This is a genomic window from Leptospira kemamanensis, from assembly GCF_004769665.1.
GTDB lineage: Bacteria > Spirochaetota > Leptospiria > Leptospirales > Leptospiraceae > Leptospira_A > Leptospira_A kemamanensis.
On the sequence record NZ_RQGG01000043.1, the window covers coordinates 216,962 to 229,626 of the forward strand.

Annotated in this window: 15 protein-coding genes; 7 read left to right on the forward strand and 8 right to left on the reverse strand. The window is 40.5% G+C overall.

Going from position 1 to position 12,665, the window contains the following annotated elements; genetic code table 11:
• The first annotated feature begins 23 nt into the window (after positions 1 to 23).
• From EHQ59_RS15360 to EHQ59_RS15385, 6 genes are all read left to right on the forward strand, one after another.
• A complete protein-coding gene (locus EHQ59_RS15360; RefSeq protein ID WP_135620535.1) occupies positions 24 to 761 on the forward strand; it encodes an LIC11073 family putative lipoprotein in 738 nt (245 codons plus the stop codon).
• Positions 751 to 1,473: a 16S rRNA (cytidine(1402)-2'-O)-methyltransferase gene (gene rsmI, locus EHQ59_RS15365; RefSeq protein WP_135620537.1), complete on the forward strand. Its 723-nt coding sequence runs from the start codon at positions 751 to 753 to the stop codon at positions 1,471 to 1,473. The genes EHQ59_RS15360 and rsmI overlap by 11 nt, the downstream gene beginning before the upstream one ends.
• Before the next feature lie 21 nt (positions 1,474 to 1,494).
• A complete protein-coding gene (locus EHQ59_RS15370) occupies positions 1,495 to 1,821 on the forward strand; it encodes a flagellar biosynthesis anti-sigma factor FlgM (protein WP_015678753.1) in 327 nt (108 codons plus the stop codon).
• Between the two features lie 83 nt (positions 1,822 to 1,904).
• Entirely contained in the window at positions 1,905 to 3,071 is a 1,167-nt protein-coding gene (locus tag EHQ59_RS15375) for an iron-containing alcohol dehydrogenase (RefSeq protein ID WP_100718074.1), read from the forward strand.
• Between the two features lie 7 nt (positions 3,072 to 3,078).
• On the forward strand, positions 3,079 to 3,324 hold the full coding sequence (locus EHQ59_RS15380) for a hypothetical protein (protein WP_135620539.1): 246 nt from the start codon (positions 3,079 to 3,081) through the stop codon (positions 3,322 to 3,324).
• On the forward strand, positions 3,321 to 4,499 hold the full coding sequence (locus EHQ59_RS15385) for a flagellar motor switch protein FliG (RefSeq protein ID WP_135620541.1): 1,179 nt from the start codon (positions 3,321 to 3,323) through the stop codon (positions 4,497 to 4,499). Before EHQ59_RS15380 ends, EHQ59_RS15385 begins: the two co-directional genes overlap by 4 nt.
• Here EHQ59_RS15385 and glpK read toward each other — a convergent pair whose 3' ends face one another.
• On the reverse strand, positions 4,500 to 5,996 hold the full coding sequence (glpK, locus tag EHQ59_RS15390) for a glycerol kinase GlpK (RefSeq protein WP_135620543.1): 1,497 nt from the start codon (positions 5,994 to 5,996) through the stop codon (positions 4,500 to 4,502). It abuts the gene before it with no gap.
• Position 5,997: 1 nt separating this feature from the next.
• A complete protein-coding gene (locus EHQ59_RS15395; RefSeq protein WP_135620545.1) occupies positions 5,998 to 6,954 on the reverse strand; it encodes an MBL fold metallo-hydrolase in 957 nt (318 codons plus the stop codon).
• Between the two features lie 84 nt (positions 6,955 to 7,038).
• Between EHQ59_RS15395 and EHQ59_RS15400 the strand changes: the two genes are divergently transcribed.
• On the forward strand, positions 7,039 to 7,347 hold the full coding sequence (locus tag EHQ59_RS15400) for an STAS domain-containing protein (protein WP_135620547.1): 309 nt from the start codon (positions 7,039 to 7,041) through the stop codon (positions 7,345 to 7,347).
• On the opposite strand, the gene EHQ59_RS15405 is transcribed toward EHQ59_RS15400, so the two are convergent.
• Genes EHQ59_RS15405 through EHQ59_RS15425 form a run of 6 tightly spaced genes read right to left on the reverse strand, consistent with a single transcriptional unit; the run spans position 7,348 to position 12,659 of the window.
• A complete protein-coding gene (locus EHQ59_RS15405) occupies positions 7,348 to 8,103 on the reverse strand; it encodes a CDP-alcohol phosphatidyltransferase family protein (RefSeq protein ID WP_135620550.1) in 756 nt (251 codons plus the stop codon).
• Positions 8,100 to 9,125 (reverse strand): tRNA (adenosine(37)-N6)-threonylcarbamoyltransferase complex transferase subunit TsaD, encoded by a 1,026-nt coding sequence (gene tsaD, locus EHQ59_RS17905; RefSeq protein ID WP_244245570.1) that lies wholly within the window; start codon positions 9,123 to 9,125, stop codon positions 8,100 to 8,102. The genes EHQ59_RS15405 and tsaD overlap by 4 nt, the downstream gene beginning before the upstream one ends.
• The gene (locus EHQ59_RS17910) at positions 9,126 to 10,499 is read right to left on the reverse strand and encodes a S41 family peptidase (protein WP_244245571.1); all 1,374 of its coding nucleotides are present in this window, start codon (positions 10,497 to 10,499) and stop codon (positions 9,126 to 9,128) included.
• Positions 10,492 to 10,797, reverse strand: a complete 306-nt coding sequence (locus EHQ59_RS15415; RefSeq protein WP_244245572.1) for an LA_1448 family UV-C exposure upregulated protein — start codon at positions 10,795 to 10,797, stop codon at positions 10,492 to 10,494. The genes EHQ59_RS17910 and EHQ59_RS15415 overlap by 8 nt, the downstream gene beginning before the upstream one ends.
• 21 nt (positions 10,798 to 10,818) lie before the next feature.
• The gene (gene lexA / locus EHQ59_RS15420; protein WP_015678847.1) at positions 10,819 to 11,427 is read right to left on the reverse strand and encodes a transcriptional repressor LexA; all 609 of its coding nucleotides are present in this window, start codon (positions 11,425 to 11,427) and stop codon (positions 10,819 to 10,821) included.
• A 50-nt stretch (positions 11,428 to 11,477) separates the two neighbouring features.
• The gene (locus tag EHQ59_RS15425; RefSeq protein WP_135620552.1) at positions 11,478 to 12,659 is read right to left on the reverse strand and encodes an efflux RND transporter periplasmic adaptor subunit; all 1,182 of its coding nucleotides are present in this window, start codon (positions 12,657 to 12,659) and stop codon (positions 11,478 to 11,480) included.
• Between the last annotated feature and the right edge of the window lie 6 nt (positions 12,660 to 12,665).

The following is a 12,665-nucleotide window of genomic DNA, read 5'->3' on the forward strand; positions in this document are numbered from 1 at the left end:
TTGGAAGGGAAACGAGAAAAAGAATGCGTTTTCCTTCATTCCATCCAATTTATTACGTCTGCATATCTTTTCTCTCCTTTTTTCAATGTGGAGTGAACACAGACACGCCCGTAGCACCGTTTGTGTTTTTAGTGCCACCCAGTGTGCCACAGATCCTTTCCGTTGTGGCAATGAATAGCAATCTCACAGATGACTTCCAACTCGGTTTGAATCAGACTCTCACTCCAAGACCAGAATATGTTTTACGATATTTTGTCACAAACAGAGAACCACAGTTTGTTGGTTACAATCTCTATGTGACCACTGCCTTTCCTGGAATCATCCAAACCATCCAAGGGGAATGGTTAGAAGATGGAGTACAACCTAGTTTTCCTCATTTGCCGTATGAAGCGTCTACCTCTTCTAGCCGAATCATCACCAAACGAATTCGATTTGCTGTTCCACCTCCCGGGACAGAGTTTTTCCAAAAATGCCAAATTTATAATTTTACCTTACGTTCCATGCTCACGGGGGGACTCATCTCAAACCCATCGAGTGCTGTGAGCACATGTGCCATTCCCAATAAGGTAAACGACATCCAAACCGAATGTGCGGTAGGCGCTGGTTGTAATACAACATTTTGTTCCAATCCTGCCTGCGGCACACCTACTTCATGTGCTCTGGGAACCGCTTGTAACCCTTGCACCAAAGGAAATAACGACCTAGCCTGTACTTGTCCTGCGGGACAAACCCCTCCTGGATGCCAATACATTGGCCCATAAACGAGAACCAGGCAGTTTGTATGTAGTGGCCACTCCCATTGGCAATTTGGGGGACATTACATTACGTGCTTTGGAAGTATTCAAAGAGGTGGATCTGGTTTTATGTGAATCCTCGAAAGAAACCAAATCCCTCTTTCACAAATTAGGAATCACCACCTCGGTTCTTGCTCTTTACAAAGACCACTCAGAAACTCCGTATGCGAATGTCCTCGACCAGTTGAAACAAGGAAAGTCCATGGCTCTGGTTTCGGATGCGGGAACTCCAGGAGTCTCTGACCCTGGAAGCCAAATGGTTCGCATTGCCCGGGAAAATGGAATTCCCATTGTCCCGGTCCCAGGAGCCTCTGCCCTAACAGCGCTCTTATCCGTTTCTGGATTCCAGGTTAATCCCACACTTTTTTTAGGTTTTCTCTCTGAAAAACCGAGTAAAAAACGCCGAGAATTAGAGAAAGCAAGGGAAACTGAAGGACTCATTGTCTTTTACGAATCCGTTCACAAACTCCCTAGGTTGTATCCCTTACTCGAGGAATTGTATCCAGACACTGAGGTTCTTGTGGGAAGGGAGTTGACAAAGTCCTTTGAAGAGGTAGTTTACTATGCAAATCCTAGGGAATTGGCGGAAAAACCGCCCAATGCGAAGGGAGAATTTGTATTTCTCTTAAATCATCGAAAAAAATCACTTAAGGGAAATTCAGATTCCTCCGATATGTGATGTAGGAAGAGGACTAAATATATGAACATCGATAAAGTAGGTCGAGTTGGTGGTTACGGTTATGAACCAAAAAAACCACAAGGACCAAAAGAAACGGAATCACAAGCACCAGTAGATACAATTTCGATCTCTGATGCCGCTAAAAAAATTGCTTCGGAAGCAAAACTTCAGGCGGAAGTAAAACAAATTGCAAAACAAATTGTACAAGCTCCTCCAGAAGAGGATCGCACTGAAAAAATCAAAGCGATCAAAGAACGTTTGAAAAACGGAGACTATGACACTCTTTCACCAGAGATGTTAGATAAAATTTCCGATCAAATCGCAACGTCTTTCCTCGGACAACAGTAATAAGGACAGGTGGTGAGGGATCCTTTGTTATTGTCCTCTCCGAGGATTTCTCACGCTTCGTACATTCATAGTTAGGGGATCATATGCCAGTTCTCCCCGAATGGATCAATTTTCAATTTCCACCTAAAATACATTTCGAGATCGATTGTGGATACAAACTCGGATCTTTTGTTAAAAACATTGGATCTAGAGTGGTTCTCATCACCACACAAAAAGAATTAGAAAACTCAGAAGAACTTTCGATTATAAAAACCAGTTTGGAAAAACACGCAGAAGGTGTAATCATTTATGATGACATCGTGGATCGTGTTCATTTCAAAGACTTGGATACTTGTGCTCATTTTTTACGAATCTCCAATGCAGATTGTGTAGTCGCATATGGTTCCTTTGAATCGATGAACGCTGGTAAAGCGGCATCCCTTCTTGCCACCAATGATTTGTTTGCGGAAGAACTTCTTGTAGGAAGAAAACAACCGAAAAAGAAAGGACTTCCTCTTGTCGTTGTTCCCACAAAACCCCTACTCGGCAATGAGTGTTCTCCCTTTTTTTCCATCGTAGATGACAAAGACAAAAACAGAAAGTACTTCGCTCATGAATGGGCGTTTCCAGAACTCATAGTCTCTGATCCAAAAATTGGTGCTGGTATGTCGAGCTCTGAAACGGCAAAAACAGGAATTTCCATTTTATCAGCAGCAGTGGATAGCATTCTCTCTAAATACGCAAACGAAATCACTTCCTCTACTGCATTACGTTCCATTGAACTCATTTCCAAAAACATTGTCCCTGCCATTCGGGAACCAAGAAACTTAGGACCGAAAAACTCCATTTATGCGGCAAGTTTACTAGCAGGAATTGCCCAATCCACAAGTAGTCTTGGTTTGTGTTATGCCCTATCCTTAGCCGTAACAACGGTTACGAATTTAGATATCTTTCAAAGTATGTCGATCCTACTCCCACACGTTATGGAATACAACCTGACATCCTCTGCGGGTAAGTATGTGATGATTGCAAGAGCCCTCGACGAAGATGTGACGAATATCTCCGTGATTGAAGCTGCGATCAAAGCGGTGGAAGGGATCCGAAAAATTTATCTGGAGTTACGCATCCCACAACGTCTCTCTGAGTATGAAGTGAAAAAAATCGACTTACCTGGGATTGCAACACTTGCGGCCACGTATTCATTTCTTGATTGTCTTCCAAGAGAACTTCCAAAAAATGAAATCGAAACCATCCTCGTGGCTGCGTTTTAGGAAGATTTTGATCCAACTCACTGAATTTGAACAAAGACTCTTAGAAACATTTACCTTAAGTGACAGGGATGCAAGACGTTTGCAAAGGGTGATCCAGGACCTATCGATTGTTGTAGGTATGGAACACGAAGAGATCTTTGACTTTATGCGATTTGGTGTAGACCAGGAATTAGAAATTTTAAAAAAAGACTATAACTGGGAACACTTTCGCATTCGCATCCAAAAGAAATTAAAAAAATCTCCACCTGTTTGATTTACCACCAAGGTCACAATTACCATTTTTTTATCGCTGATTTAGATTCTGTTGCTCGTTTTGTAGCAACTCCCCATCCCTTTTACCCAGTTCCCATTCACAAAATTCCGACACTCCCATCCGTATCCACCGATCCTATTGTATTCCCACGTTTTTTATATGATCTGTCGTACAACCGCCAAACCTTCGAAAGAATACCTGTTCATACTCCTCCCTATTACAAAAGCCCAGACCAAAAATCGGATTATTTCCAAAAACCAAAACCAGGATTTTTACCCGCCAAACGCACGATTGGTGGATGCAAACAAACCAAAACAGAATTATTTCGTAGCAAACGGGATAAGTTCAACCAAACAAAGTATCTTTCTCTCCGTGACATCGTAAATCCAGAGTTTGATGAATCTATGGTATTACAGGAAATTGATTCCTTGTACATGGACAAAAAAAGTAAACTCTACCTCAATCGATTGGTCGCCATTCTTTATTCGGGAACCAAAGAAGAGGAAATGAAAATTGTATCAAACCTCTTTCGATTTGAAACAGAGTTTGCATTTTTTTTAAGCAAACAAATGTTCACGGTGGAGCTTATCCCCCTCATCCACGGATCTTTTTTACAAGAGATACTCCGCACACACGATGAACGGTATTTTCATTTTATTTTATCCATACTTTCACCACCAGTCTTAGAAGTGATTCGTAGATCCATTTCCAAAAACAAAATGAAACACATTGAGACTGCACCCAAGGTCAAACCACCAGAAGGGGAAGATTTGATTTCCATCATCGAATCAGAACTGTACAAACGTTTTGCACGAAATTTGTATTATGAAGAAGGTACCATCTTCACTTACCGCGAAGAAGGAGAAGAGAATGGAAAAGAAACCATTCCCTTTGAGGATTCCGAACGATTTGATTTTACTGGGAATGGTGAGTTTTTAGAATTTTATGGGAAAACAAAAACCAAACTATTTTTCAAAACCAAAGAATGGATGGAATCCATCCGATTCGATTTTTTTCTCACACGAAAAGAAATCGAAACAAAAGAATTCCATCGTTTGCCAAAAGACCTGATCCTAGAGATCCCCTATTATGAAACAGGTTTATTCCTTGTGGGTGCAGGGATCACCAAACCAAAACAATGTTTTGAATTTTCACTGTTATGGTTTGATTACTAACTAGTTTCCTGTTTTTACCCTAGCGATTGCAGAATTCCATTTATCAATTTCTTCCTTTCGTTCTGCCTCTTTCATTTTGGGTGTGAACTGAGTGGTTTTGGTTTCTTCTTTGCGAAGATGTGCTACTGATTTATAAAACCCACGTTCAAGACCTGCAAGATATGCCGCCCCAAGCACCGTTGTATCCACGTTTTGTGGTCGGATCACTTTTGTTCCCAAGATGTCTGCTTGGAATTGCATAAGCCAAGCATTGGAAGTTGCTCCTCCATCCACACGTAAAAACTTCAGTGGTTTCCCAGTTTCTTTTTCCATGGCATTGGCCAGTTCATAGGATTGCAATGCAATGGCTTTGAGAGCAGCCCTTGTGATCTGAGCAGGTGTAGTGTCACGAGAGAGTCCAAAGATCGCACCACGTGCCTCTTGATCCCAATGCGGGGCACCAAGACCGGCAAAGGCGGGAACAAAGACCACATCATCTTTCGTTTTGATGGACTTCACGAGTTTTTCGGAGTCTTTTGAGTATTTAAAAAATTCCAAATTATCTCGTAAGAACTGAACGACTGCTCCCCCGATAAATACGGAACCTTCTAAACAATACACGGTTTTTCCTTCAGGACCAAGCGCCAGTGTGGTGATGAGACCTTGGTTGGAAATCCGGAATTCATCCCCCACATTGAAGAGTAAAAAACATCCTGTTCCATATGTGTTTTTTGCTTCCCCAGGTTCTGAGCAGAGCTGCCCAAATAGGGCTCCTTGTTGGTCACCGACTAGAGAAGAGATCGGAATTCCATCGGGGATGGATTTCACATTGGAGGTAAAACCAAATAGATTTTTGGAATTGTATGCCTTGGGTAACATCGACATCGGAACTTTTAAGATCTTACAAAGTTCTTCATCCCATTCCTTGGTTTGGATATTGAAGAGTAAAGTACGGGAAGCATTCGTATGATCGGTTTTGTGTTCTTTATGACCTGTGAGTTTGTACAATAACCAAGTATCGATGGTTCCGAAAAGTAGGTCTCCTTTTTCAGCTCTTTCCCTTGCCCCTTTGACATTATCAAGGATCCATTGGATTTTGGTTCCAGAAAAATAAGCATCGAGAACTAGTCCTGTTTTGTTACGGAAGTTGGAATCTAAGCTTTGTTTTTTTAAATCCTTACAGATATCAGACGTTCGGCGGCATTGCCATACGATGGCGTTGTAAACAGGTTTTCCTGTTTTTTTATCCCAAACCACTGATGTTTCTCTTTGGTTGGTGATTCCAATGGCAATGGCATCTTTGGGATTTAGTTTTCCGTTTTTGATGGCAAGGGCGATGAGTTTTTGTGTTTTTTGCCAGATCTCTTCTGGATCATGTTCTACCCAACCTGGTTTTGGATAGTATTGTTTGAATTCTTGGTAAGCAGAGGAAATCACTTTCCCTTTGTCATTAAAACAAAACGTACGAATCCCTGTTGTTCCTGCATCGATTCCAATGATGTAATTTTTTTTTGCCATTTTATACCTCTATTTCCAAACCTTCATAAGCCATAATGATTTCTAATTTCCCATGTGGATCAAACATCTCTTTGTACTTTAACGCACGTAAGTATACCAAATCCAACTTTTCATCATCATAAGAAGGGTCATGATGAAACATCACAAGTTTTTTTACTTTTGCCCGAAGGGCAATGTCTGTGGCAATGGATGCCGAACTATGACCCCAATCAATTTTTTGTAATGACTCTTCGAATGTATACTGTGTATCAAATACCAAAACATCCGCATCTCGAAAGTAATCGATATACGTATCGATGTTTTCCATCTCTTCTAAGTTAAACTCTGCATCGGATGCAAAGATAATCGACTTTCCCTCTTCCGTAAACCGGTAAGAAAAACTTCCACCGGGGTGACGCACTGCCTTGCTAAAGGCTTGGATACTTGGACCAAGGGAGATCACTTCCCCTTCTTCTATGAATTGAAAAGTTTTTTTCGCAGCATAGTGATCAAAGGAAACAGGGAAATGGGTGAATACAAATTGGTGTTCTAATCTTTTTTCTGCGTCACTCATCGATGAGATAAATTCAAAGTGGTTCCCAGGCAAAAACAAAGGAATGAAAAAAGGAATGCCTTGGATATGATCCCAATGGGTGTGAGTTAATATCCAATACGCATGCCCCACTCCCTTTCCAAATTCTGTTGCCATCATTTGGTTTCCCAGTTCCCGTAATCCGGTCCCACCATCGATGATGATCAGATTTCCTTCTTTGTCGCGGATTTCGACACAGGTCGTATTACCACCGTAAGTTGATGAAGAAGAAAAACTGAGGGAATTTAAAAAACTATGAATACTTTGTTCGTTTTGGATGTCTGTGGGACTTGCCAAAGTGAGGATTTTTTCGATTTTATGTTTTACGTTTTCTGGCCGAATGGGTGAACCAATGGATCCTCGTACACCCCAAAACTTAATTTTCATTGCTCTTGTTCTAGAGTCCTTTTTGGAAAAATCAAACGTTTTTTGATTGTATTTCCTCTTTCAGATGTTGTCTTAACTATAGTTATGTTTCAGTATGAAATCAAACGAGAAAATGAAAAAGCCATCATTCATTTGAATGGTTCCATGTCTCTACGGGACACTCCCAAGTTAAAAACAGAGATCAAGGAACTCATTGATTCCGATTCCGTCAAAGAACTTGTTTTAGATTTCAAACATTTGACCTATTTGGATTCTTCTGGAATCGGTATCCTACTCCATACCTATAGTTGGACCAAAGAAAAACAAAAAAAAGTAAAAATGGTCCATCTCTCAAACGAAATCAGAACCATCTTTGGCGTCGCAAACCTACTCGAAATTTTTGAAACCGATTGATTACACTCGGTAGTCTTGGATGGTTTGGATGAGAAAGGAAACAATCCCCGAAAACACATAAAATCCAACCGCACCATACATCACGTAAGGCCAACGGTAAAAACCAATGGCAAATAAAATAAGCCCTAAACCCAGTAAACTGATGCCTAATTTTTTCCAAGAAAAGAGACCACGCATTGCCACTTGTGGTTTGCTATAACGCAAAGTGGATACCATAAGAAGTGCCGTAATCACAAAAAAGGTAACGGCCATCCACAACGGAACTTGTGAAACAGAAAATACAAGGGGAAAAATTCCAATCACAACACCTGCCACAGGTGATGGAAGACCATTAAACGACTTTGGATCATGTGCCACATTGAACCTTGCTAATCGGTAAGCCGCACAAATCGGATACAAAGCAGCGATGAACATTCCCAAAGGAAAATAATCAGGTTTGTCAAAGATATCAAGTTTGATATCAAAAAAGAACATTTTATACGCCAAAAATCCTGGCGCAATCCCAAAGGTGGTGAGGTCAGCAAGACTATCTAAATCGGCTCCGAGTTCACTTGTGCAATTGAGAGCTCTTGCCGCCATACCATCAAAACCATCGAATAACGCAGCTAAGATGATAAAAACTCCTGCAAGGGAATACAATTCGTGCGAATTTGGTTGGCTCGGATTTGTCTCAGAGACAAGCAACATGGAAACAAAACCTAAGGTTAAGTTTCCAAGAGTTAGGGTATTTGGGATCCAGGTTAATTTTAGTTTCATAGTATTTGTTCGAAGTTTCGTTTGGGGCTCACTTTAAAATCGAGGCCCACATATTTTTTTTCTTTCCAAAGATGGTATCCAAGACATGCCACCATCGCTCCGTTATCCGTGCAGTAAATTTTTTTTTGGGGGTAATGAAGTTGAAAAGAACGTTTCAAGGATTCCTCTTCCAGTAAGGAACGAAGTGTTTCGTTGGCAAGAACCCCCCCTGCAGCCACAACGGTTTTGATCTTTGTTGTTTCAATGGCTTTTGTGATATTCCGCACCACGAGTTCAAAAGCAGTTTTCTGAAAGTAATAGGAGATTTTTTCAATGGGAAAGGGTTCTGTAAGGGACTTTAGATAATACAATACAGCTGTTTTTAAGCCACTGTAAGAGAAACGAATGGAGTCCGGACCATCTTCTTTTAGTAGTTTTGGAAAGGGACTTAATTCACCTTTTGGTCTCACATATGCCTGTGCCTTTTTTTCAATGGTAGGTCCACCGGGATAGGGAAGTTTAAGGATCGCACTGACTTTATCAAACGCTTCCCCTAAAGAATCATCTAAAGTGTCTGCCAGTAATTCTAAATCACCAAAACCTTTGTAGAAGTAGATGGAAGAATTTCCTCCCGAAAGAAGAACGCCTAACCAAGGGAATGCGGGAAGATCTTTTTCCAAACCGATAACAGCCAAGTGAGCTTCCAAATGATTCACGAGTACTATGGGAATGGAATGCACAAGGGAAATACATCTGGCAAGTTGAGCACCAATCATGAGAGATCCCACAAGGCCTGGGTATCCAGTCACAGCAATATAAGACAAATCAGCATAGGAAAGTTGAGACTCCTCCATACACACAGCTAAAAGGGAATTGATTTTTTCCAAATGGGCACGAGAAGCAATCTCCGGAACCACTCCCCGATACGGAGAATGGGTTTCGATTTGGCTATAAACTTTTAAGGAAATCAAATCCTTACCATCTTTTACGATGGCAATAGAAGTTTCATCACAACTGGATTCGATTCCTAATCCGTAGACCATTTATTTGAGTAAGTCGATTGCTTCCGATAATTGAATGTCTAAGTCCAACCTAGGTTTTGTTTGGGCACTTCCCATTCTCATTTCATTAAACAAAAAGATTTTGATCACGGAATCGGAAATCTTTAGATTTTCTTTTTTAAGTAATTCTTTAAAATCAGAAACTGCCGCCTCATTGTATTCTCCATGAGATTCTAAAAAAGGACGGATCAAATTCTTTTTGAATAATTTTTCCAAAACATACTTCTCATCTTCACTGGCAGAAACAGGATTAATCACATGGTCTGGTGTAATCCCTTTTCCATGAATGGATACTCCTGAAGGTGTGTAATATTTTTGAATGGTTATGGCAACTTTGGCTCCAAAAGAAAGAGGAATGATTGACTGAACACTTCCTTTTCCAAAACTTTGGGTTCCTACGATTAACGCTCGTTTGTGGTCTTTTAATGCACCAGCTAAAATTTCTGATGCACTGGCAGATCCACCATTCACTAAAATCGCAAGTGGAATATCCAAATACTTTTGGTCTCTCGCTTCTGATTTAAAACTTTTGATGAGTTCTCCACCACGTCCCTTCACTGAAACGATTTCTAAATTGGCAGGTAAAAATAGATCTGCAATTTCAATGGCCAAATCCAAAAGCCCACCTGGGTTCATTCGTAAATCAATGACTAGTTTTTTAGCTCCTGCTTCCCGAAGGTTTTTCACAGCAAGCGCAAGTTCTTTTCCAGTCGTGTCCTTACCCATAAACTGGACAAGTTTGATGTAACCTGTTTCCTTTTCGGGAAGGTAAAAGGACCTGAGGAAACGAATTTTGATAAGTTCTCTGACCAAATTGACTAAAAATGGATCTTTAGTTCCCTTTCTTTCAATTTTCATGGAAAGAGAAGTTCCCACATCCCCTCGCATCATCGCAAAGGCTTCTGCTTGCGAAAGGGATTTCACTTTTTTCCCATTGATTTCCACAATCTTATCTTGTGGTAATAGGCCAGCTCTCCATGCAGGGGTTCCTTCTATTGGAGCAATGATCACAAAAGAATTTTCTTGGTAATTCAGCTCAACACCAATGCCACCAAAACTTCCTTTGGTTTCATTTTCTAATTCTTTGGCTTCTTCTACATCAATGAATCGAGAATACGGATCCCCTAAACTTTGTAAGGCTCCTTGGATGGCTCCAATGTAGATTTTTTTTTCTTCTTGGGGTTCTACAAAATCGTTTTCAATATAGGAAACAACTTCATGTAAAATTTGTAAGTATTTTTCCCCGTCCGTGGAAATCGCTTTTACTTTTTCGATACTTAAAAGAAAAACCAAACCTAATAAAGATAAGGTGACACCTAACCAAAGAAATCTTTCTGAAAATTTGATTTTATTCATTTCCATAAATTGACTCGTATAATGCCTTGTTGTCTTTTTTTAACATTTCTTTTGCTTCTGGAATCGAGAGACGATACACATCACAAGCTTCTTCGAAGAGTTGGATATCAGAAGGAGTTGGTCGTTTGGTATCAGCCATGAGCCCCGTTTGGATTCGATTTTGAGCAAATCGTTCCAAAACACGTTTCAAATCATATGCATTGATTTCTTGTTTTTTGGGAGCACAGCTAGTGAGAATTAAGGAAAATCCAAGGATGAGGGAAAAGAAGAGATGTTTCGACATCCCTTCTAGGTTCATAGAAAACCTACTCTTGGTCAATCAGTAAATGCGATAGAGACCGATGAGTTTTCCGATTATCGTCGCTTTCTTCGTACGGATCGGTTTGAGTTTGGAATTTCTGGGTTCCAAACGGATCATATCAGGTTCTTTATAAAAGACTTTGAGTGTGGCTTCGTTTTCAATCATGGCGACCACAATTTCACCGTTCCTGGCCGTATCTTTTTTCTGGATGATGGCAATGTCCCCATCACTGATTCCAGCTTCTACCATCGAATCTCCCTTTACCTTTAAGGCAAAGGTGCCAGGTTTTGTGGCCAAATCATCTGGAACGGCGATGTATTCTTCGATGTTCTCTTCGGCAAGGATGGGAGATCCTGCCGCCACTTGGCCCAAAAGTGGAATCCCTGAGGCTCGCACCAACAAGGCCTCGTCTGCGTTTCCTTTCAAAAGTTCGATGGCGCGGCTTTGGTTTTTGGAAGTGCGGATGTAACCTTTCTTCTCAATTGCCTTTAGGTGGTCGTATGCCCCTTTGGCAGTGATTCCAAATTGGTCGCCAATCTCACGGATGGTGGGTGGAAATCCCTTTTCGCGAACAGTGTCCGAAATGTATTGCAAAACAAATTCTTGTTTTTCCGTGAGATCTTTCATACTAAACAGATAAATAGGAAATAGGCGTTATGTCAACAAAAAACTAGTTGTTAGAGTTTTAAATATTCACTTTTTAAAACAAAACTTCCTTCTTCTACAATGGCTTCTCCTGATTCCACTCCATTCGTTACTTCAACCCAATTGTCGTACAACTTCCCGATCCCAATTTTTTTAGCAGAGAAAGAACCATCAGTATTTCGAACAAAGATAAAATTTTCTCCTTCAATCTTATGAATACAATTGGATGGGATCACTCTTGCTTTGTTTACCGAAGACGCAACCATAGCACCAACAACAGTGGCAGTGACACTTTGGCCTGGACGAACTTTTCCTTTCGAGGTGCGAACTTCCAAACGGATCTCTGCTGTTTTTTTAATGGGATCTATTACATCCCCTACATGAGAAACTACAGCTTTGATGGATTCTTCTTTGGATCCAATCGGAATCACTCTTGCTTCATTACCCATACGAATCGAAGCCAAATCTTTTTCATATACCTCTAAATTGATCCATAACACCGATAAGTCGGCAACAGTGAATAAATTATCTCTAGCATTCACCGCTTGACCAATGATCGCTTCCCTTTCCGTCACTGTCCCAGAAATTGGAGTACGGATGTATAGGTTTTTCGAATTATATTTACCAGCTTCTAAGTTTGCAATTTCTGTTTCGTTGAGACCTAAGTTTTCCAAGGCATTCCGAGATGTTTCCATTTCGGCTTTCACCGATTTATAATCCATAAGGGACATCTCATATTCTTTTGCCGAAGTCACTTTTCGTTCATATAAATCTTTTGCACGATCAGCTTGCACTTTTAATGCTTCGAGTCTTGCCCTTGCTTTCAAATAATTGGCTTCTGTTGTTCCAAGATCTACTGACTGGATGGAAGCAAGTGCAGTGCCTTTTTTGACAAACTCACCTTCTTTTACAAATACTTGGACAATCCTTCCATTGACCCGAGATCCCACTTTCGCCACATTATTCATGTCATACGAGACAGTTCCAGGCAATTGAAGTTCTTCCTCGAGAGCTTTTTCTTGTAAGTAAACGATTGAAAATGGATGATTCTTTTGGATTTCCTGACTGATGATGAACTTTGATTTATCTTCCGTGAGAGCTTCTGTTTTTTTACCAGCTCCAAAAAACTTGGAATAACCGAAATACAACAAACTTCCCACTAAGGCAAGAATAGCGAGATTTCTTATTTTTTTTAAATTCAATTCTTTTTGCATATAGGT